25 protein-coding genes are annotated in these 21,445 nt (G+C 41.6%); 8 read left to right on the top strand and 17 right to left on the bottom strand.

The window, feature by feature from the left end; genetic code table 11:
- Positions 1-73: 73 nt before the first annotated feature.
- Together RH061_RS07700 and ylbD are read right to left on the bottom strand one after the other, a co-directional pair.
- Entirely contained in the window at positions 74-313 is a 240-nt protein-coding gene (locus RH061_RS07700) for a YlbE-like family protein (protein ID WP_311075134.1), read from the bottom strand.
- Positions 314-327: 14 nt separating this feature from the next.
- Positions 328-729 (bottom strand): YlbD family protein, encoded by a 402-nt coding sequence (ylbD, locus tag RH061_RS07695; RefSeq protein WP_311075133.1) that lies wholly within the window; start codon positions 727-729, stop codon positions 328-330.
- Between the two features lie 240 nt (positions 730-969).
- Between ylbD and RH061_RS07690 the strand changes: the two genes are divergently transcribed.
- Both RH061_RS07690 and RH061_RS07685 read left to right on the top strand, forming a co-directional pair.
- Entirely contained in the window at positions 970-1,461 is a 492-nt protein-coding gene (locus RH061_RS07690; RefSeq protein WP_311075132.1) for a PaaI family thioesterase, read from the top strand.
- Positions 1,462-1,472: 11 nt separating this feature from the next.
- A complete protein-coding gene (locus tag RH061_RS07685) occupies positions 1,473-1,838 on the top strand; it encodes a hypothetical protein (RefSeq protein ID WP_311075130.1) in 366 nt (121 codons plus the stop codon).
- A 54-nt stretch (positions 1,839-1,892) separates the two neighbouring features.
- Here the strand turns inward: RH061_RS07685 and RH061_RS07680 are convergent, their stop codons facing one another.
- Together RH061_RS07680 and RH061_RS07675 are read right to left on the bottom strand one after the other, a co-directional pair.
- Complete coding sequence (locus tag RH061_RS07680) at positions 1,893-2,972, bottom strand: CAP domain-containing protein (RefSeq protein WP_396654888.1); 1,080 nt, start codon at positions 2,970-2,972, stop codon at positions 1,893-1,895.
- 311 nt (positions 2,973-3,283) lie between these two features.
- Positions 3,284-3,712, bottom strand: a complete 429-nt coding sequence (locus RH061_RS07675; RefSeq protein WP_311075124.1) for a CBS domain-containing protein — start codon at positions 3,710-3,712, stop codon at positions 3,284-3,286.
- 241 nt (positions 3,713-3,953) lie between these two features.
- Between RH061_RS07675 and RH061_RS07670 the strand changes: the two genes are divergently transcribed.
- Positions 3,954-4,313, top strand: coding sequence for a YugN family protein (locus RH061_RS07670; protein ID WP_311075122.1), 360 nt, complete (start codon positions 3,954-3,956; stop codon positions 4,311-4,313).
- Between the two features lie 21 nt (positions 4,314-4,334).
- On the opposite strand, the gene RH061_RS07665 is transcribed toward RH061_RS07670, so the two are convergent.
- Complete coding sequence (locus RH061_RS07665) at positions 4,335-4,691, bottom strand: hypothetical protein (RefSeq protein WP_311075120.1); 357 nt, start codon at positions 4,689-4,691, stop codon at positions 4,335-4,337.
- Positions 4,692-4,974: 283 nt separating this feature from the next.
- On the opposite strand from RH061_RS07665, the gene ytvI reads away from it, so the two are divergent.
- On the top strand, positions 4,975-6,033 hold the full coding sequence (ytvI, locus tag RH061_RS07660) for a sporulation integral membrane protein YtvI (protein WP_311075118.1): 1,059 nt from the start codon (positions 4,975-4,977) through the stop codon (positions 6,031-6,033).
- Between the two features lie 55 nt (positions 6,034-6,088).
- On the opposite strand, the gene RH061_RS07655 is transcribed toward ytvI, so the two are convergent.
- From RH061_RS07655 to cyoE, 8 genes are all read right to left on the bottom strand, one after another.
- Positions 6,089-7,261: a GNAT family N-acetyltransferase gene (locus tag RH061_RS07655; RefSeq protein ID WP_311076316.1), complete on the bottom strand. Its 1,173-nt coding sequence runs from the start codon at positions 7,259-7,261 to the stop codon at positions 6,089-6,091.
- Positions 7,262-7,374: 113 nt separating this feature from the next.
- The gene (locus RH061_RS07650; protein ID WP_311075116.1) at positions 7,375-7,839 is read right to left on the bottom strand and encodes a DUF420 domain-containing protein; all 465 of its coding nucleotides are present in this window, start codon (positions 7,837-7,839) and stop codon (positions 7,375-7,377) included.
- Between the two features lie 150 nt (positions 7,840-7,989).
- Positions 7,990-8,901, bottom strand: coding sequence for a cytochrome c oxidase assembly factor CtaG (gene ctaG, locus RH061_RS07645; RefSeq protein ID WP_311075115.1), 912 nt, complete (start codon positions 8,899-8,901; stop codon positions 7,990-7,992).
- A gap of 150 nt (positions 8,902-9,051) precedes the next feature.
- The gene (ctaF, locus tag RH061_RS07640) at positions 9,052-9,387 is read right to left on the bottom strand and encodes a cytochrome c oxidase subunit IVB (protein WP_102262072.1); all 336 of its coding nucleotides are present in this window, start codon (positions 9,385-9,387) and stop codon (positions 9,052-9,054) included.
- 4 nt (positions 9,388-9,391) lie between these two features.
- On the bottom strand, positions 9,392-10,021 hold the full coding sequence (locus tag RH061_RS07635; protein WP_214735877.1) for a cytochrome (ubi)quinol oxidase subunit III: 630 nt from the start codon (positions 10,019-10,021) through the stop codon (positions 9,392-9,394).
- The gene (gene ctaD, locus RH061_RS07630) at positions 10,021-11,892 is read right to left on the bottom strand and encodes a cytochrome c oxidase subunit I (RefSeq protein ID WP_311075113.1); all 1,872 of its coding nucleotides are present in this window, start codon (positions 11,890-11,892) and stop codon (positions 10,021-10,023) included. Before ctaD ends, RH061_RS07635 begins: the two co-directional genes overlap by 1 nt.
- Positions 11,893-11,923: 31 nt before the next feature.
- The gene (coxB, locus tag RH061_RS07625) at positions 11,924-12,997 is read right to left on the bottom strand and encodes a cytochrome c oxidase subunit II (protein ID WP_311075112.1); all 1,074 of its coding nucleotides are present in this window, start codon (positions 12,995-12,997) and stop codon (positions 11,924-11,926) included.
- A gap of 102 nt (positions 12,998-13,099) precedes the next feature.
- Positions 13,100-14,026 (bottom strand): heme o synthase, encoded by a 927-nt coding sequence (cyoE, locus tag RH061_RS07620; protein WP_311075110.1) that lies wholly within the window; start codon positions 14,024-14,026, stop codon positions 13,100-13,102.
- 616 nt (positions 14,027-14,642) lie between these two features.
- Between cyoE and RH061_RS07615 the strand changes: the two genes are divergently transcribed.
- The gene (locus RH061_RS07615; protein WP_311075108.1) at positions 14,643-15,599 is read left to right on the top strand and encodes a COX15/CtaA family protein; all 957 of its coding nucleotides are present in this window, start codon (positions 14,643-14,645) and stop codon (positions 15,597-15,599) included.
- 100 nt (positions 15,600-15,699) lie between these two features.
- On the opposite strand, the gene RH061_RS07610 is transcribed toward RH061_RS07615, so the two are convergent.
- Positions 15,700-16,908 carry an FtsW/RodA/SpoVE family cell cycle protein gene (locus RH061_RS07610; RefSeq protein ID WP_311075107.1) on the bottom strand — a complete coding sequence of 403 codons (1,209 nt, stop codon included), beginning with the start codon at positions 16,906-16,908 and terminating at the stop codon, positions 15,700-15,702.
- Positions 16,909-17,102: 194 nt separating this feature from the next.
- Positions 17,103-17,384 carry an Fpa/YlaN family protein gene (locus tag RH061_RS07605; protein WP_041965554.1) on the bottom strand — a complete coding sequence of 94 codons (282 nt, stop codon included), beginning with the start codon at positions 17,382-17,384 and terminating at the stop codon, positions 17,103-17,105.
- A 192-nt stretch (positions 17,385-17,576) separates the two neighbouring features.
- On the opposite strand from RH061_RS07605, the gene RH061_RS07600 reads away from it, so the two are divergent.
- On the top strand, positions 17,577-18,077 hold the full coding sequence (locus tag RH061_RS07600; RefSeq protein ID WP_311075105.1) for a molybdopterin-binding protein: 501 nt from the start codon (positions 17,577-17,579) through the stop codon (positions 18,075-18,077).
- A 79-nt stretch (positions 18,078-18,156) separates the two neighbouring features.
- On the opposite strand, the gene RH061_RS07595 is transcribed toward RH061_RS07600, so the two are convergent.
- On the bottom strand, positions 18,157-19,497 hold the full coding sequence (locus RH061_RS07595) for a PhoH family protein (protein WP_311075104.1): 1,341 nt from the start codon (positions 19,495-19,497) through the stop codon (positions 18,157-18,159).
- Between the two features lie 286 nt (positions 19,498-19,783).
- Between RH061_RS07595 and RH061_RS07590 the strand changes: the two genes are divergently transcribed.
- Positions 19,784-20,368 carry a YhcN/YlaJ family sporulation lipoprotein gene (locus RH061_RS07590; protein ID WP_311075103.1) on the top strand — a complete coding sequence of 195 codons (585 nt, stop codon included), beginning with the start codon at positions 19,784-19,786 and terminating at the stop codon, positions 20,366-20,368.
- Positions 20,369-20,388: 20 nt separating this feature from the next.
- Here the strand turns inward: RH061_RS07590 and RH061_RS07585 are convergent, their stop codons facing one another.
- A complete protein-coding gene (locus tag RH061_RS07585) occupies positions 20,389-20,844 on the bottom strand; it encodes a pyridoxamine 5'-phosphate oxidase family protein (RefSeq protein WP_311075101.1) in 456 nt (151 codons plus the stop codon).
- Between the two features lie 156 nt (positions 20,845-21,000).
- Here RH061_RS07585 and RH061_RS07580 point away from each other — a divergent pair, with 156 nt between their 5' ends.
- Positions 21,001-21,201, top strand: a complete 201-nt coding sequence (locus RH061_RS07580) for a YlaI family protein (protein ID WP_311075100.1) — start codon at positions 21,001-21,003, stop codon at positions 21,199-21,201.
- Positions 21,202-21,445: the final 244 nt, after the last annotated feature.

Raw genomic sequence — 21,445 nt, 5'->3', positions numbered from 1 at the left:
CCCACGCATGCTGCTTGGTTTACTTGAAAAAGCAATCAAAGTAAAAGCTTTCCTCATTCAGAAGAAAGCTTTGTTATGATTGCGAATTCATGCTCGAGAACATATGCATCATCATTGAGGCCATCTGGACACTGTTGGAGAACTTTTGAACCTTATGGGGGATCGTTTTTTCAAAATGATGCAGTGCAGCGATTTCTGCAGAATAAATATCTCTTGGATCCCTGCTCAACTTCCTGTACCAGTGTGGCTGGGATCGGACGAACTCGATCAATTCTTTATTCGATCGTAATTGCTCCATGACATCTTTACGCATATTTAGCCTCCATTCTAATCCTGCCTGAAGGAGAAAGGATGTGCAGGTCCTGAACTATTTGACGATTGCTTTCCGCCGCCTTTGCTGCCCTGGAACTGAGAAAGCACACCCTGGATCGCTCCGAGTGCCTGGCTGATATTATGGATTTGCCCTTGAACCTGTTCGGGGTCCATATTCTTAACAGCCCCCATGATCGTGCCTAACCAATCCGTTTTCTTTTCCTTTTCTTCGCTTTTCCCGTCCTTGTCATTACTGCTCTTGTTCCATTTGGGGTCATCCTCACCCAGCAGGTACCAATCTTCGTACATTTCCTGCCAGGTCGTATTCCCCTTCCTGACCTCCTGTACGAGCTCTGGGTGGTTCTTCACAAATTCCTTGAACTTCACAACAGAGGGATGAAGTTTCTTTTTGGCCATAGCTTTCACCTCACAGTGTAACAAATGCCTATAATAGCATATGAAAACCATCATTTTTGGTGAATCGTTGCTTCATGTCAATTGAATTAACCACTTTTCATCCACTATATGCTTTTAAACTTCATCTAAGTTTTTTAAAGTGTTAAAATAAAACACAGATTAATAAGATGGCTTTTTCAAAATAATATTATTGATATGAAATTAAAGAATCAGGACCATTCAGAAAGAGGTATTAATATCGTGGAAAAGGAATTGCAACAGCTTTTAGACGAATGCATCTCGTTATCGGGAGAACAAGAACTTGAAGCACTTAAAACAGTGCTGTCAGGGGTTAAAAATAAACTAAGCGGAAAAAACAGCACGTATATTGACGGCCTTCTGCATATGGATAGGAGACTTGATCATGAAACTTGCGAAATTGATATACCCATTACAAATGTGCTCGACAATACGCTCGGGATTGTTCATGGCGGTTTCACTGCTACGGTCCTCGACACGGCGATGGGCACATTAGCAAATAAACTGCTCCCAGAGGGTTACGCAGCTGTCACGTCACAAATAAACATTCATTACCTGGCACCAGGGATAGGCGACAATCTCCATTGTAAAGCCACCCTGATCCATCAAGGCCGAAGCACCGTTGTCCTGGAAGCTGATGTATTCAGATCGGATGGCAAAAAAATCGCTCATTCATCCGGCAGCTTTTTCGTTGTAAAAAAACAGCATAAATAAGGTGGTCAATAATGGTTACAGCAATAGCGATTCCGATCGTCCTTGCCTATTTTTACTGGTTGACGAAGAAAGAAATGCAGGCGAATTTCCAGGAATGGCTCCAACTAGAAAACATTCCTGAGGAAGCGATCGTAAGCGGTAAAATCATTGAGGTAACGGAATATAAAGAGCGATTTTATTATCATCGCTATAACCATATAACCGTATTGAGAATCAACACTGGTTCAAAGGAATTGACCGTAAAAAAAGTGACACCATTAAGGAAAGGCGCAGTTCCTCCCCTTTATACAGAAGGCGAAATGGTCCATCTTTACGGTAACTGGAAGCAAGGTTTCTTCTCAGTCAATAGAACAATCAAGCAAAACGAAGGAGCATGACCTTTTTGGTGCATGCTCCTTTGCTGTTCTTATTGGATGAATGTAAAATAGCAATTACTGTTGTGGTTCTTCCCACATTTTCAAAAAGTTCTGGGTATAATGCCTTTGATACACCCCTACGCCAAGATGCGTAAATTCTTCGTTCAATAAGGCCTCACGATGGGATTCGCTATTCAGCCAGCCTTCGACAACGGCTGGTCCATCTGTATAGTTAGCAGCAATGTTTTCCCCGGCCAACTGATACAAAATCTCTGCTGCTTTCAGCCTTTCAGATAAGTCCCCGTACTTGTCCGACTCGTGTGAGAAGTAATCTTCAATGGCCATATCCTTGCTATGGGCATAGGCGACTTCTGCTGTCTTTTCATGCCATTCAAGGGATGGAAGCTCATGCCGAATCCTGATTGCATTCGTAATATCCAGGATCTGTTTTTCAAGACCGGCTTCAATCCTGACCCAATCACCTTCCGATAGCACAGGCGGTTCTATCAAACTTCCCCTGTAGACCATTTCATATGGCCGCTGCTTTACGATCGTTTCCTTGTCCATATACCTGATGCTCGAGACAGAACTCGTGAATTTATCAATGTAGAGCTGTACAAAGTACTCTCCCATTTTTATAATAGGACGGGTGTTCATATCCTGCTCGGAAAGTTCGAACTTATAGGAGCTTCCGTTATATTCAAATGTTACATCAGGCTCAATAACGTTCATAGAGAAAATCTCTTCAATATGCTGGCCAATCTTAAATGGCTGAACATTAACAGAAGATCCAATGCCAAAAGCTGTCACGACCTTCCCATTAAAAACACCAGCCTGGATATACTGGTCAGGTTGTTTGTTGAAAATCCACCAATGGAATCCATAGGCTGAAAGGTCGACCCGGGACGGTTCGCCTAAAGCCGCCTTAAGAGAGTCAATATCCTTTCCCATTAAGGAAGCAACACCTTGTGATGGCTGCTCAATGCCCTCACTGAGACTTTGTTCACTTATGTCCTTTTCGAGGGATTCATCCACTTTAGGAGTCGAATTCTGTTCGATTACCAATCCATCATTATCTTCTTTGTTATACCCCATGTATAAACCTATAAGTAAAAAAATTGCAGCAAATATTAATATCCTTACAATAGTTCGCAGGTAGATCCCCCCTTTTTGACAATCGCCAGCTACTTATGTGAGTCAAAAGACACGACTCTCTCTCTTTCACTATATGAATGTTTTTTGAAATTATTATATCATTTATAATGTTCTTTTTAATAGAAGTGTTCCATTGCACTCCAAAAAAAAGATCTGCTTTAACATGATTGACACTTTTATTCACTTGTCCCGGGTTACCCTACTTTTAACATACCGTTCATTCAATGTAAAATCAAACAACAATTTTTTAGAGGAAGATTGGATTACAAGGCTTTTTAATGAAAAAAAGCACCCAAGATGAGTGCCTTAAATTATTGCATATGATTACCTGGCTCTGATATTTCTGTTAGGGCATGCTGAGCTTGTTCGTCTGTCATTTCATCTACGGCAAAATCACCTAACGCTACGATCCCTACTAATTTATCGCCTTCGACTACTGGAAGCCTTCTTATTTGGTGTTCCGCCATAAGTTTTGTTGCTTCTTTAGTTGTCATATCCGGTGTGGCTGTAACGAGATGGTCACTCATGACGCTTTCAACCTTTGAAGAAGGCGGATGTTTTTCTGCTATCCCTCTAATGACTATATCTCTGTCGGTGATCATGCCCACGAGCTTATCCTCGTCTACAATGGGAATGGCTCCAACATTCCATTCTTTCATTTTGACTGCCACTTCGAATACATTATCCAGCAAAGTACAGGTTTCTACATCGCTAGTCATGATTTCACGAATTTTACGCACTTTCTTTTCCTCCTTATGAATCAAAGCTTATTCTCACTGTTAGGTTAGCCTGTATGATGCTAATTATGCCCTAAATTGCATAAATCTTATTTGCTTGTATGTTGCCTTTGCTAACAGAACGGAAAGCTAAGAATTTCACTTTTATATTCATTGCAACTTAATCATATTTTTACTATTATTAAATTTGAGATATAATCTATTTTAGGCGATATTACTGCAGTGTGTTTTAGGAGGGAAAAGGATGAAATTCGAAAATACAGGTATTGAAAACCTGAAAGCGGACTTGAACCGTCTTGACGAGGTTATGTTAGAGCACGGTCTTGTACGTGAAGGACAATGGGACTATGAGAGAGTAACCTATGACAAAAAGCTAGTGGTAAAGGAAGGGACGTTTTATCTGCGTGTCCAGGGCTATGTCCACGAGGGAGATGTCGGGGCACATAAAGCGATCATCCAACTGATGACTCCTTTGCTAGGAAAACATTATTATCCGCATGGCGTTGAGTATGGCGAAGGTGAGCAATTCCCGAAAGCACTTGTCAGCCAGTGCGAAAATCTTTTAAAAGATGTAAAAGCTGAAGTAGAAACATTCGCAATTTAAATCCAATGGAAAAAGACGCAATCATTGCGTCTTTTTTACATTCAATCCCGTAATGAATATATCAATCGTCTTCGGTATAATAGAAGTTAGCAGCACGATCTCCTCTTCTATGTTTTTCTGAAGCTCCATTGCAGAAAGAAGAATCGAGTATTCCCCTGCCATAGTCTCAACATATACTTTAATTTTCACGATACCCTGTTCAAGATCAACAATGACCCCATTATCAGCGAATGAGTTTCTTCGTAATCGAGAAATTCTGGCCTTTACCTTAGACTGGTGAAAAAAAGAGCTGTCATTTATATTGGCATGGACAATCGCACAGACCGCACGGCATACCTCTCTATATTGCAGAGGCATGATTTTTCTTGACTCCTTCATTTCCTCACCCCTCTATAAGGTTGCGGAACCTGATTTTCAACGGCATACATAGTGATATTAACTTTCAAATCTTCATTTAAAGGACCCTTCTGTTTTTAAAATCAACAAAGTTTACAAAAAGACATGGATAAAAGCGGATTTTTGTTGTTTCTTATATTAAATGCGTACTATAATTTAATTGTTAAGGAATTTTTTGCGCTTTTTGACATTTCAGGCTTAATTGCCCTTAATACAATGCTTTTTAGAGGTATATACTCTTCAGGAGTATAGAAAGGAGTTTCACTTGTCCGGTATTTTCACTAAACGCACGATCATTATTGCATTAATCACCATCTTAGTTGCAGCTATTCTCTACATTATCCTGCCGGTATCCATCCCGCTAATTGCAGCTTTGATCACTGCCCTTTTTCTTGAGCCTGCAGTCTTATACTTCCAGAAAAAATTCAAAAGCGGGCGGCGCCTGGCAGTCTTGACAATCTTCCTCCTGTTCGTATTGCTCATTGTGGTCGCTGGCTATTTCCTGACTACCACGGCAGTCACCGAGGCAATTGACTTGATAGATAATACTCCAGTCTATATAAATGAAATCACAAATGCCTGGTATAAGGCCGAAAATAGTTTTGTTGAAGCGGCCAATGATCTTCCAAGGGAAGTGGTTACCGAAATCAGCAACCGGGCTGAAGACTTCCTCAATAAACTCAAGAATGACATGATTGCTTTTATCAATATAGATAATCTGAAGGCATTGCTGACCTACATCCCAAATTTCCTGATCAGCTTCCTGGTCTATTTGATTGCACTGTTCCTTTTCTTGCTGGAACTGCCATCTTTAAGGCAGGGTGTTTACAGCCATTTGACAGAACGAACTGCAGACAAAGTCCATTTCATGACTTCACGGCTTTCTTATGTTGTATTTGGATTTTTGAAGGCACAATTTCTTGTTAGCGTGATTATTTTTATCGTTGCGCTGATTGGACTGCTTTTCATCACACCTGAATATGCCATTGTAATGTCGGCGATAATCTGGCTGATAGATTTTATCCCGTTGATTGGCTCAATCGTCATCCTGGCGCCATGGTCCATCTTCCACCTGGCCACAGGCAATATCGCGCTTGGAACCCAACTGGCTGTGCTCGCAGTCATTTTGCTGATTATCAGGCGAACAGTAGAGCCTAAAGTGATGGGCAGCCATATCGGCCTTTCTCCACTGTCCACCCTGATCGCCATGTATCTTGGCCTGAAGCTATTCGGTTTCATGGGTTTCGTCATCGGGCCATTGCTCCTGATTGGATTCAATTCAGCAAAAGAAGCTGGCATCATCAAACTCAAATTCAAGATTTAAGGACGAAAAAACCCCGTGTGGCTTGACACCCGGGGTTTTTTGTATTTCTATGGATTTAGAAAAAGTCATAGAAGAATGGCTTGAATGCCGGTATTATCTGCTCGAGCACATTTACTTCATCTATGTTTCCCTTTAGCAGTTCTAATTCATATAATTCAAGTGGACGTTTATAGCCGAATAACAAAGCAGTCAGGGTGTTGATGTTCATGTGCAGTCCCCGCTTCGGAGCTGTTACACAAGTTCCTCCCTCTTTGACAGGGTGAAATTTAACCCCGTCCTGCCCTATTATATAGGTCCCTTCATTCCATAAAGCTGCAGCGTCATCCAGATGAATGAAGATATTCTCCCCTGCATTCCTGTTGCTGAAGGGATATGTCGATAATGCTTTTTCAGCATTCACGATGCGACCCATGAAATATGGATAAATTTCAGTCTTGAGCTTAGGCTCCTTCAAAAAATACGGGAAAGGATCGTGGATGGATGTCAGCACCTCTACACGTTCTACCATAGAATCATGCTGGCAAATGAAATTCCATAGTGCTTTTCTCGCTTCATGAGTTAAAGAAACATATTCCTCAACTTTCATTACATTGTCTTTAATCTCGTATAACAGGTATCCTGCCGCTTCATTTTCAGAATCATAATAAACAGCAGCTGTTTGTTCTCCATATATGCTCTTACTCCACCATTCCGTATCCCTTATAAGCATCGCGCTATGCATTTCTGCATAGCGTTCATACACCTTCTCAATATCAGTTGAGTGTCTTTCCTCTGTATGACGCTTAATAATGCCCATTTGAGCATCTACCGGCTTAAGGTCCAACTTCTCAATTATGACCTTTCTATTGTCTGAGATAATCTCCCAGCCAAATCTTCTATAGAAGTCAATCTGGAATGGATGAAGGAATGAAACAACGTTTCCGTCTTGGTCCATATCTTTCAATGCCCTTTTCATCAGAGCGTTCACATGCCCTTTACGCCTGTGCTCAGGATAGGTGGCTACTCCAGCAATTCCGCCCATTTTCCATTCAATCTGGCCGAGCCTCACCTTCAAAGAAAGAACATGCAATTTGGACGCCAGCTCTTCTCCCTCAAAGATTCCAAGCAAGTGATGTTTCTTTAGCGTTTCCAACCGTTTTGGAATATCATTTTCCGGTACCTTATACTGAAAAGCATACATTGATAATTTCATTGACTCCATATAATGTTTTTCGGATAAAACTTTAATTTCCAGGTGAATCGCCCCCTTTTAATCACCCTAATAGATTCGCCTGCTGCAAGTGGAAAACCTTCTAAAAAAAATAAAAAAAACATTGCTATCAGCAATGTTTTTAAAGCCTGTTATGTCCCAAGTATGGCCTTGATGACTGAAGTCGTTTCTCCGCCTTTATAAAACACATAAAGCAACAGATAAACAGCTACACCCGTAATTCCGGTGAAAAACCAGGTAACACTGGTCACTGGTCCAAGTTTTCGATGACGCTCCAGCCTGTTTTTATATCCCGTGTAAAGTGAAATGATTCCAAGGACCGCTCCAATAGTCGCAAGTGTAATATGGAAAATCAAGAACAGTGTGTAATAAATCTTGATATCATCCGGTCCTCCAAAGGAAGTGTTTCCGATGAAGATTGTCCTTGATGCATAAATGACAAAGAATATGATTGCGAATATCCCAGCAAGCGTCATGGTCTTGCGATGCTGATCAATCTTTCTTTGTTTTATTTGGGCCCAGCCAATTGCCACGGTAATCGCACTTAAAACAATAAATGTCGTGCTGATAGTTGGCAGGATCGGTAAGTTAGACATGTATGTTTACCTCTCAATCATTATTTCTCCATAAGGTTAATTGTAGGTGACTTGTCTCTTTTTTTCAATATTTGATTGCATATTACTGATAAATTTTCTCGCAGTGAATAAAAATAAAAGCTCCCCAGTGGGAAGCTTTTAAAACTCAGATTATTTGACCGGCTGAGGCGCGCTGGCAAGATTGATTGCGTCCTGTTCAGCCTGGCGATCTTCTTCATTACGGAACCATTGGAAGAACGCATATCCCAGGAAAATACCATATACGATTTCCTGAATAACCTTCATGATTACTCCGCCAAGCTGCTGGTCATGCAGCAGCGATATAGAACTGAAGGTTTCCGGACCGCTGAGTTCCAAGCTCGATAGCATTGTAGGGGGTACACATAATTTCAAAGCTTCACCCCATGCATTCGGATCGGAGAAAGTTGCGTACATAGGTGTATCGGCAAAGATGATCAAAGCGCAAGCTGGTGTGATTAGTACACCGTCAGCAAAGATGTATCCCATTTTCTTAACGCCTGATAAAGTCTGATACTCTTCCAATTTATTGACGAGCGGCCACCACATGAACATCGCAAGTACAAATAACACCGATGTATAGGTAGCATGAAGCCACATATCCGTTTTTACAAAGTCAAAAATCAGCGGGATGTGATAAATAGAGAAAATACCATTGAACATGATCAAGGCAATCAGCGGCTTTGTGAAAAAGCGGAACAGCGGGTCAATTACCGGAAGCGATAGGAATGACCTCCAAAGCCAGTCTGGCAAGCCAAAAATCAAAAGAGGCGGAACAACAAGGTATAGGACTGCCATTTGGATCATGTGCATATAAAAAGTGATATGAGCCATCAAATCGACAGGAGAACCTTTAATGATATACAGCACAATGATTGCAGAGGTAAAGTACATAGCCTGTTTTCGTGTTGCAGGCACACCTTCCTTAAAACGATCATAGTACTTGAAGACAACAAGATAATAAGCAACTAATAGAACTGCCATCACAAGAAAATATATCGGACTCCATAAGGCTCTGAACCCGAATATATCTAGAGTAAGCATCGTTTTTTCACCTCGTCCTGTTTAAGAACTTTACTTTCATTATACTTCCTAAGGTAAGGCACTTCAATAAAACGGCTCTTCCATTAAATGCTAGTATACTGTTTTACATAGAAAAAATCGGCTAGAAGCCGATTTTTTCATTAAGTCATATTACCACCAGATAATTGTTGTGAAAGCAAGAACTGTTACTGCTCCTACAACAACGCCAGAATACAGGAACAAAGCAGGTGCTTCGTGTCCCTTATGGCTCATGTGCATGAAATAGTAGAGCTGGAATATTACCTGGATCACAGCGAGCAGAAGGATGAACGGTACTGTGAACCAGCCTGAGAATCCTTCATATCCAACTGCAACAAAGGCAACAAGTGTCAAGAAAATCATCAATGCAAAGGAAACGATTTGGTATCTCATCTCTTCGGCGCTCTTCTTGCGACGATATTCGACGTCTACTCTTGGGTTCCCTGAACTTGGTTGTTGATTAGCCATCAGTTTATCCCACCATTCCCATTAGATATACAACCGTGAAGATGAATACCCATACAACGTCGATGAAGTGCCAGTAAAGGCTGGCAACATAGAACTTAGGAGCGTTGTACAGATTCAATCCACGCTTGGAGTTACGGACCATCAAAGTAATGATCCAAGCAAGACCGAATGCAACGTGGCCACCGTGGAAGCCGACTAGTGTGTAGAAGGCTGAACCAAATGCACTGCTAGTGAATGTGTGGCCAAACTCGTGTACATAGTGATTGAACTCGTAAATCTCAAGCGCAAGGAAAGCCGCGCCAAGAGCTACAGTCAATCCTAACCAAAGCTGCATCTTTTTAAAATTGAAGTTCTTCATATGGTACATAGCATATACACTTGTCAAAGAACTTGTTAAAAGAAGCATTGTCGCCGCAAAAGCTAGCGGTATTTCAAAGATATCCTTGGCAAGCGCGTGGTCAGCACTTGGGACCTTATCCTTCAATGCAAGATAAGTTGCGAACAGAGTCGCAAACAATACTGTCTCTCCACCAAGGAAGAACCAGAAGCCCAAAAACTTGTTCTTTGCTTCGAGGGTTGCTTTTTCAGGCTCCGCAGGCCATGTTTCATAAGTGAATTTTTCTTCAGCTTGCATTATGCCTTTGCCCCCTTATCATTATCATCATCCATTAAGTCTTCTTTATGAATATGGAATCCATGATCATCTTTGATAGAGCGTACGAACATCGCTCCTAGAGTTACTGCCATACCAAGGATCAGAACTAGTAGTCCCCAGCTTGTTTCAGCACGGTACATTGCACCGAATGCTGCGATGAAAAGGCCAAGTGAGATAACGAAAGGAATGAAAGAGTTATTCGGCATATGGATATCGCCAAGTGGTTCTGCAGGCGTCATGCCGTCCTTGCCTTCCATTTTCTCCAGCCAGTAAGCATCAAGTCCGCGTACAAGCGGAAGCTGCTTGAAGTTGTAGAATGGCGGTGGTGATGAAATCGCCCACTCTAGTGTACGGCCATCGCCCCATGGATCATTTCCAACTTTTTCGTTTTTAACTTGTGTCATGATGACGTTAATTAATAGAACGATCGTTGCAACTGCCATGAAGATGGCACCAATTGAACTGATCAAGTTTCCAGTTTCCAGTCCCTGTCCAGGAAGGAAAGTGAAGATACGACGTGGCATACCCATCAATCCAAGGAAGTGTTGGATGAAGAACGTCAGGTGGAAACCGATTAGGAATAACCAGAAAGTAACTTTGCCTAATTTTTCGCTCAGCATCGTGCCGAACATTTTTGGCCAGTACAGGTGTGCACCTGCAAATAGTGCGAATACTACACCACCAACGATAACGTAGTGGAAGTGAGCGACAACGAAATAGCTATCGTGATACTGATAGTCAGCTGCAGCGGATGCAAGCATGACACCTGTTACACCACCGGCAACGAATGAAGGAATAAAGGCTACTGCCCAAAGCATCGGAGTCGTAAATTTAATGCTTCCTCCCCACATCGTGAACATCCAGTTAAAGATCTTGATACCTGTTGGAACCGCAATTGCCATAGTCGCTACTGCAAAAATCGCGTTTGCGATCGGTCCAAGACCAGTTGTGAACATATGGTGAGCCCATACCATGAATCCAAGGAAACCGATTAATACGGTTGCAAATACCATGGATGAGTAACCGAAAAGACGTTTTCTAGAGAAAATCGCAAATATTTCTGAGAAAATACCGAATGCCGGCAAGATCAAGATGTAAACTTCCGGGTGACCAAAGATCCAGAAAAGGTGTTCCCAGATGATTGTGTTACCGCCATTTGCTACATCAAAGAAGTTAGAACCAAACATACGATCAAAAATCATTAAGAAAAGGCCAACAGTCAGCGGCGGGAATGCGAACAGGATTAGAGCAGATGTTACGAATGTTGCCCAAGTGAACATCGGCATCCTCATATAAGTCATTCCCGGGGCACGCATATTAATGATCGTTACGAGGAAGTTAATCCCCCCGATTAGTGTACCCGCACCGGATATCTGCAAACCAAGTGCATAAAAGTCGATACCATGTGTTTCAGACGCAATTGCAAGTGATGCGTATGAAGTCCAACCAGCATCTGGAGCTCCACCAAGGAACCAGGAAAGGTTCAGGAATACTCCACCAAAGAAAAATAACCAAAATCCTAAAGAGTTCAAGAATGGGAACGCTACGTCACGCGCTCCAATCTGGAGTGGCATAACAGCATTCATGAATGCAAATACAAGCGGCATCGCTGCAAGGAATATCATGGTTGTTCCATGCATCGTCAGGATTTCATTATAGAAACCTGCGCTTACAAAATCATTATTAGGTACAGCTAGCTGAATACGGATGAACAAAGCTTCAAGTCCGCCTAGGATGAAGAAGAATCCGCCAGCAATTAGATAAAGGATTGCGATTTTTTTATGGTCAACCGTTGTCAGGTAATCCCATAACGTTGCGCCGAATCCCTTTTTCTGAGCATAGGTACTCACAGTTTTACCTCCCTTTCAAACAAATCCCCTGTTATTTCTGGACTTTTAAGCCCATCAGATATTCTGTTAATGCATCAAGTTCTTCAGTAGAAAGCTCAGGATACTTGCCAGTCATCTTATTCGCTGGCTTGTATGCTTCTGGGTCTTCCAGCCATTTCTTTATATTTTCTTCTGACATATCCAAGACACCAGCAACGCGTGAACGATCGCCGAAGTTTGTCAAGTTAGGACCAACACGAGCTGCTTCTGGAGCCGTGTTTGCCGGAGTTACGGCGTGACATCCAATACAGCTGTTGTTGAAGATTTCCTGCCCCTGCTGAGCAGTTGCAGTTTCTGCCTTAACAGGTTCTTTCACTCCTTGCATGCCTGCTACCCATTGATCGAATTCAGCTCTTGGCAATGCCTTTACTTTGAAATCCATCAATGCGTGAGAAGGTCCGCAAAGCTCAGCACATTTTCCGTAGAAAAGTCCGCCGGCTTCATCGGCTCCTTTACTATCAAATTCTAGCCAGAATTTGTTTACGTTATCAGTGTTTGTATCCATCTTTCCTCCAACAGAAGGAATCCAGAAAGAGTGTTTTACATCAGAAGCCTTAAGGTTAAAGTAAACCTTTTCATCAGTTGGGACTACTAGGTCCTGGCTTGTGATGATCTCTTCATTTGGATACTCGAATTCCCACCAGTAAAGATTTGCGCGTACGTTAACAACAAGCGCATCAGTTTTTCCTTCAGCATTTTTCTTTTCCATAGGAGAAACATCTGCAAGCTTGAATGTTGCAGCAACTGTAGGAACAGCAAGAATTAGAAGCAATAAGATCGGAATAACAGTCCAAAGGATCTCAAGCTTGTGGCTTCCCTCGACCTGCTTCGGAATTTCGTTGTCATTTTTCCTGCGGAACTTCATAATGACATAAATAAAAATGATTGTGACGACAGCAATTACTCCCACCATAATCGCCGTGCTCAACAACATAAGTTCATACTGGGATTGAGCAACTTCACCTGCAGGTCTTAATGTAGACAGGTAAGGCTCACCACAGCCGGACAAGACTAATGCCATCAATGTGAACAATGACAGCAGACGCCATTTAGCAAGCATCTTCATAGCTTAATTAAACCCCTCTTTCGTAAAAAATCTTATAAATTTTGTTGTAAAAAATATATGGAAAAATCCTCTCTCATCAAAGAGTGAATCTCCTAACAAAGGTTAAATAAGTGTGACAATTACCATAGCGACAAACATGACAGTTAAGTATTGTAAAGAATATACAAACATCAGTTTTGCCCATTTCATATCATCTTTAAGCTTTTCAAGGTAGATTCCCAAAACAAGCCATCCAATATTCAGGATTGTTGCCAGAACCATGAATGAGATGCCAAGCTCCTGCAGGAAGAAAGGAAGCGGGAATAATGCAGCAACCCACATATAGATCGACTTTTTCGTTGCTTTAAAACCCTTCACAACAGGCAGCATCGGTATGCCAGCAGCACGGTATTCCTCTACCCTTCTCATTGCCAGAGCATAGAAATGAGGCGGCTGCCAAACAAAAACAATGGCAAAAAGCATCCATGCCATTATATCAAGATTCGCATCCACTGCAGCCCAGCCGATGAGCGGAGGTACCGCTCCAGATATACTGCCGACAATTGTGTTAGACACATATTGCCTCTTTGACCACAATGTATACAGAACAACATAACTAAAAACCCCGAACAGGCCAATTACAGCAGCCGTAACGGTAGTAGTAAGCAAAAACGCGGTCCCAATCCCTATTAAAAGAAAGCTCATCAAGGCTACCTTTCCTGGCTGGACCCTTCCTGTGACAGTCGGCCTGTCTTTCGTCCGCTCCATTAAATGGTCGATATCCCGGTCAATATAATTATTGAGGCTGCATGAACCAGCAACGATCAACGAGGAACCAATCAATGTAGCAAGAATCAAATCAATATTATCCAGGAAGCGTGCTCCGCTAAAATGAAGCGCGAGCCATAATCCAGTAAACGTGGTCATGGCATTGGAATTAACAATTCCTACTTTAATGAGTGCAAGAAAGTCTTTCATCATCGTTTTCTCCACGACTGCAGGCTGTCCGTTTTCTAATACAGCTTCTGATAAAGCTTTTGAATTAGACATCCATATCCTCCTTCATCCCTTTTCTTTCAAAATTCCAAGACGAAATTTTTACAAAAAAAAGAAGAGTATTTGTAATTTATATTCCGCGTAGTTTTCACTATTCTCAACGTGTTAAGGCTGTTAAATGTTTGTGTAGAAAAATAAAGCCTACGTTGTATATTAAATCACACTTCACAACTTTTTTGTGAATTTTTTTTGAACAAAATTTGACTAATTTGTGTCTTACCGCCATTATCCATAAAGTTTATTTTTATTGCAAGGAATTTCGGCTTGTTCTTAGAAGAATGTTTGAAGACCTTCAATTTTTCCATTTTACGTATTCTTGGATAATATTTTCATGTATGTAAAATCACTGGTATGTAATTCCAATATCGATCATTACTTGTTGCTGCCATGTGCATTTTACCTAGAAAACCGGTTGTTGTCCATCTATTATAGTAAGTATTGAATTATTACCTATTATTGTGTAGTATCTTAAGTATTGTTTTCTATCCTTTTTCGTCAAAATTCGTTATTATAGGGGTAGAATTTTTTATTTTCTACAAGCTTCTTCTATTATACATGTCAAGTTTAATATTTGACAACTTATCGAACTTTAACTAAGCAGGTGATGATCATGAATCGTTCCCTCAAGTGGCTGGCTGTTTTAACCACGATTGGGATGCTATTTGTTTTGCTCGGGGGAGCTCTGGTTACCAAAACTGAATCTGGAATGGGTTGCGGGAAGTCCTGGCCACTTTGCAACGGGGAATTCGTTCCTACTGACATAACTCCGGAATTGGTAATAGAACTTGCCCACAGATTAGTGTCAGGCAGCGTAGGCATTATGGTGCTTATATTGTCCATCTGGACATGGAAGGCTATCGGGCATATACGCGAAACGAAGTTTCTGGCAGTTTTATCTTTTTTCTTCCTTGTTCTTCAGGCATTGATTGGAGCTGCTGCTGTCGTTTGGGGCCAATCTGACTTTGTCCTGGCGCTGCACTTCGGTATTTCGCTCATTTCTTTTGCCTCTGTACTTTTATTGACCTTGCTTATTTTTGAAGTCGATCAAAAGTTTCAGGCTGAAAAGCTGGTGATTGATAAAAGGATGAGGTTCCATATAATCGGCCTTGCTGTTTACAGCTATATCGTCGTTTATACCGGAGCCCTGGTCAGGCATATGAATGCCAGTCTTGTCTGCAAGGATTGGCCACTTTGTACAAATGGAGGATCCTTCCTCCCAACAAATATTTACGAGTGGGTACAGATGGGACACAGAGCTGCGGCTGGATTCATCTTTATCTGGATCGCATATGTGACCTACATCGCTGTCAAACATTATAAGCATGAAAAGGTACTATATTGGGGTTGGATCATATCCATGATTCTCGTCTCACTCCAGGTCATAGCAGGTGCTTTGATTATCTATACAAGGCTAAATCTGTACATTGCCCTGGGACATGCATTCTTCATATCTGTTCTCTTTGGTGTATTCAGCTACTTTATCCTACTTGTTTCCAGGAGCAAGAAGAATGCAGCAAGAGTCCAAAACCCTAAACCAGTTGAACTTTCCCCGGCAACGGTGAAATAAAAAAAATCTGCAGCAAATGCTGCAGATTTTTTTTAGGTCTCTTTCCATAAACTAACTGCTTTCATAATCAAGAAGTTACCCCAAACTGAAATTCAATGAATCAAGACCTGAACTTGAATGTATTCTGATTGACTAAAGCTGGTGAGGATTTCGGCTCGGAAGCTTTATCCTTTTTATATTTCTCTTCATAATTAACAAACATTGAAACATTCACCAGGATTCCTGTTGCTATAGCGAGCTGTAGCAGGGATGAACCTCCATAGCTCACAAATGGCAGCGGTACACCCGTGAGCGGAATGACCCCTGAAGCCCCTCCTAGATTAACGAATGATTGAATGCCAATCATACTCGCAATCCCGATTGCCAGTAAACTGCCAAAAGGGTCCTTGCATTTAAGCCCGATATGGATCCCTTTCAATACGATGAATGCAAGACTGAGCAATACAAATCCAACGCCGAAAATACCCAATTCCTCCGAAATGATGGCGATGATGAAGTCCGTATGCGGCTCTGGCAAATATCCGAGTTTCTGGACACTTTCCCCAAGACCCAGCCCCTTCAAACCGCCTGATCCAATTGCATAATAGGAATTAGCTAGATGATAGCCTGTATTTTGTTCATCTGTAAAAGGATTGCTGTAAGCTGTAAACCTTCCTACCCTTGTTTCAGAAAAAATTTCATCCTGAAGAAACAGAATAAAAGGAGTAAGGAATGCAAGTCCAAATAAAATCAGTTTGGCGATATTTTTCAGGTTCATCCCTGATGAAATAATAATTGTTGAGGCAATAGCAAAAATAATTGCCGCAGTACCAAAGTCAGGCTGAATCGCGACCAGCATACACACTAAAATCAAGTAAACAAGAGGTGGAACCACCCCTTTGTTGAACTGGTTTATGTAGGCTTGCTTTTTAGCATATACGGCTGATAGATAGATGATTACACTTAACTTCGCAAACTCTGAAGGCTGCAGACTTCTAGCGCCTAATTCAAACCAGCTCAATGCATTGTTCGTCACTTTTCCGAATAAAAACAGTGCGCCCAATCCACCCAGGATAAAAGCTACCATTAGCATTAATAGCTTTGTGCTTTTCATCGCCTTGTAAGGGAACAACGCCGCTAAAACAAAAAGGAATGTTGCAAGCAGTAAATTGAACTTCTGTTTTTGGAAGAAAAAATCACTAGGATAATCATACCTTTGGATGGCAGTGACCATGCTGGCACTGTAAACCATGACAAGGCCGAACAAGCACAAGAGCGCAACAACAATGATCAATGAATAGTCATAGGATTTCAGTATTTTTTTTAACATCGTCTCTTCCCCATCTTCTAAGTTGTTTAATCTATTCTACTATAAGTTGAAATATCCTGCCTTTGTTTATGGAAAAGTTATTGAAATGTAATATAACTATTGTACTGTTCTACTTAACCTTTCCGATCTCGGGAAGGAAAAAGTTTTCACAAAAAAACTCAAACATCCTTTTAGATTGTTTGAGTTTTTAGGATTTATTTTTTTAACGAAGCCTCATGCAGTATGGAAAGCTCTTGCTCCAACTGGTCGAGAATTACTTTTCCATCTGATTCTTCGATTAAGCCGAGTCTTACTGCAAAATCTATCTCTCTCGATAATCCAAACATTTGCGTATCTAAAACCTCTTCATAAAGAGGGCATTGAGGCATTGTGAGGTTATCCATTTGCACTTTGATCAGCTTTAAAATTTTATCAGCGTCAGCCTTTAATAAGGCATGGGCTTTTTCCTGATGGTTGATTATCATATCAGACGCCAACTTGATCCCCCCGTTTCCGAGCGATTACCCAATCCTATCTATAAATTTTACCCTTAAGTGGACAAAAAAGCAAGAATATTAGGGATGCAGAAATTAATGGTTTTGCGTTATGGAGAGTTGAAATGACAACTTGCTAAATTATCGTTATACTGAATAAATAATTAATATGTAATAAAAATGCAGGAGGATATTATGGAGACAATCATCCCTATTACAGGAAGAGTCAAATACAAGATCACTCTGGACCCTGGCGTCTGGATTTTCGATGATCGCAAACTAGACTTGAATACATATTTCAGTGAAACTCAGAAGAACGATGATGCACTTGAGGAGTACACGAAATCTGTCTCAAAACATTGGGATCGTGAAATCATGGAGGGTGCTGTCTATCCGCCAACACTTAAGACAGAAGTGAAGTTTGAGAAGGAGAAAGTCCTGACAGGCACTTTCGGCATTCCTTTCAAGCCATTTTTAGTTAATGCCGAACCAGATCAGACAGCGAAGACTTTTGTAATTGAGTACGGTAATGATGATCAGGTAGCACTTCCCCTGGAAGAAGCCTCTGGTCTCATTCTTGGCTTTTCAAAGGACGGCAAACCTTTAAAAGAAGACGGGCCATTGCATGTCTATTATCAGGATGGTTCTAATAAGGAAAATCCAATCAAGAATGTTACCGGATTCAAAGTGGAATAAGTTATAAGGCACTGCCAACGGGCATCACATTGATGCCCGTTTTATTATGGCCTCTTCCCTGGTTTATTCTTTAAGGTTTTTAATTCAACAGATCGGCTGCTAGCTGGGCAAGAGGCGATCGTTCTCCTTTAACGAGCCGCACATGACCCGCAATCTGCTGGTCCTTGAATTTTTCCACCACGTACGTTAGGCCATTATTGTAGGCGTCCAGGTATGGATGGTCAATCTGGTCAGGGTCCCCCATCAAGACGATTTTACTTCGTTCTCCAACCCTTGTTAGGATCGTCTTTACCTCATGCTTTGTCAGGTTCTGTGCTTCGTCAATAATAATGAATTGATCCGGTATGCTCCGTCCCCTTATATACGTTAATGCTTCCACCTCGATTGAACCCATTCCAGCGAGAATGGCATCAAGTTCGCCAGGTTTTTTTGTGTTAAAAAGAAATTCAAGATTATCATAAATAGGCTGCATCCAGGGTCTTAGCTTTTCCTCTTTTTCACCAGGCAAGAAGCCCAGATCCTTCCCGACTGGCACAATCGGCCTAGCTACAAGCAGCTTTTTGAAAATGCCCAAATCCTCGGTTTGCAACAGTCCTGATGCCAGAGCGAGCAAGGTTTTCCCTGTTCCAGCACGCCCTATCATAGTGATTAGAGGCATATCTTGCCGTAAAAGCAGTTCCATTGCCATGATTTGCTGAACATTTCTTGGCTTGATTCCCCAGATGTGCTTGCCCTCGTGTTCAAAAACAAGTTTTTTCACTTTTTTATTTTTGGTATCGACCATACCTATTGCCGATGCAGAACTGCCGAGTATATCCTTCATGATGACAAACTGATTGGGGTAAAGGAAGTTTTGCCCCTTTAATTCAGAGATATTCAATTCTCCTTTTTCATAAAAGCGATTGATTTCTGCTATTTCTAAATACACTTCGGCATAGCCCGAATACAGATGGTTAATTTCCACTACCCTGTCACTTAAAAAATCTTCCGCTATCAGCCCGATGGCATCTGCTTTGACGCGGACAAGCGCGTCCTTACTGACAAGGATCACCGGACGCCCATCTTCCTTCGTTTCTTCTTCCAGACTCAGATTTTTAGCTACGGCCAGTATTCGATTGTCATTTGTTTTTTCTATAAAGATTTCCTGCAGTTGATGGAAGGATCGATGGTTCAGTTCTATTCTTAGCGTTCCACCGCCCTCAAGATTGATTTTCTCATGCAGCTTGCCCGTCTCCCTCATGCCATCTATGAGCCTTGAAACTTGGCGTGCATTGCGCCCAATCTCATCCATATATCTTTTCTTTGAATCCACTTCCTCCAGAACTACAGCAGGTATGACAACTTCATTGTCTTGAAAGGAAAAAATCGCGTGCGGATCCTGTAGTAAGACGTTTGTATCCAGTACGTATATTTTACTCAAATTGATGCCTCCCGCCTTATTGATCTCGACTCTGGCCAACTTGGCAGCCTTGGCCGGGACTTTGGTAAAATATATGACTTTTTGAATAAAGATAGAAGATATTTTGCACAATAACCTTTGAGCATTTCTTTTTTACGACTGTGTACGAAAACTTTGTTGCCTGCCGCAATCCTGTTTTCAGGCTCTTTTCAATACTGGATACCGATAAGGAATTGGCTCATTTAATGAAATATCCCAATTGTGTGATTTAGGACTTTTTACGAATAAATAATCGGAGGGGTTATGGATGAAAAGATTGGTTGCTGCAATTTCGTTTGTGCTGCTATTGACTGCCTGCAATGGACAGAACAACGCAAACGAGGCTGAAGATGATCACAAGGTCAAGGTCCAGAATAGTGCGATTGAAGAAGTTGACCGCCAATCTGGCCAGAAAATCTCCCGCCATCTTGTAGATTTGACTACCCACATACCTAATGTGGACGACGCCGCGGCTGTGGTAGTTGGACGCTATGCAATAGTTGGGATCGATGTAAATGATAATATGGAAAGGTCTGAGGTAGACACGGTTAAATATACAGTGGCGGAAGCATTAAAGAAGGATCCACACGGTGCCAGGGCAGTCGTAGTTGCGGACCCTGATATCACAGCAAGACTGAGGGAGATATCAGAGGATATACAGAACGGACAGCCGATACAGGGAATCATGAACGAGCTTTCAGACATAACCGGAAGAATGATGCCAGAGGTTCCTGCAGACATGATTGAACCTCAGACTAATAGCCCGACAGAAGATCCAAAGAAAAACCTCAACGATGGTGAACAAAATGAGTTGGAGAAGAAGCAGGAAAAACAATCCAACTACCATAAATGACAAAAAGCTTAGTCAATTGACTAAGCTTTTCTCATTGCATCCATCACCTGATTATCAAGGCGTGCAGCTGCATCTTTATCATATGTTTTGTCGTATTGTGGTTCAGCGACGATTTTTGAGCCATAGAACATAACGTCCCTAACTTCGCTGATCTTGATTTCAACTAGCGCCAGCTTCAAAGGAACACCTTCAAGTTTTTCCTGCTTGACGCTCGCTGTTCCGCTGATTGAATATGTAGATTCATTTGCAATCAGGTTGATTACTGCTTTGTCATTGCTCTTGATATTCTCAATGATTCGAGAGCGGTTATCCACCGCAAAGTAAACAGTATCCTCATCTTTTGCCAACACCCAGGAAATCGCACTGACATTCGGGCCGCCGGTTTCGTGGTCCACTGTCGCCAAGGTGACGAAACGCTCTTTTTGCAATTCATCAAACAATGGTTTGATTAGTTTAGGTTCTACTTGATTTGCCATATTCACCCTCCTTAAACTATCATAATAGTACTACGAACTCTTTAAGCAGAGCAAATCAAATGATTTTCCCAATTCAGCCTGGAAACAATGATATACTATAATATAATCTAATCTCAACCAGGCTATGTATGATAATTATCGATAAGAGGTGTAACAATGAGAGTCAAATGTGTACTGTGTGACAAAATCGAAAATATTAACAGCGATACCCTTCAGGCAAAGCGGCTAAGGAACCGGCCGATCCATACATATATGTGTGAACCATGCAACGAACGAATTGCGGATAAAACAAACAACCGAATCGCCACAGGGAACTTTAAGCTATACCGCTCACGTGTCAAAAAGGATGATTGGTGATTGTTTGTTAATACGCTAGGCAGTTCTCGAGAGAGTTTATTGTTTTTTTGCACCAACCTATCTGAGACCAAATAAGGGTACGGTTCTTGGCGAATCATACCCTTATGCAAGCTTCTCCCTCTCTATAAGGTTACCGTTCCTGGCGATAGACACCCTTATGCTTGCTTCTCCCCCTCTATAAGGGTACCGTTCCTGGCGATAGACACCCTTATGATTGCTTCTCCCTCTCTATAAGGGTACCGTT

The organism is Mesobacillus jeotgali, assembly GCF_031759225.1.
Classification (GTDB): Bacteria; Bacillota; Bacilli; order Bacillales; family Cytobacillaceae; genus Mesobacillus; species Mesobacillus jeotgali_B.
The sequence above is the reverse complement of the archived record's forward strand: the minus strand, read 5'-3'. Positions and strand labels throughout refer to the sequence as shown.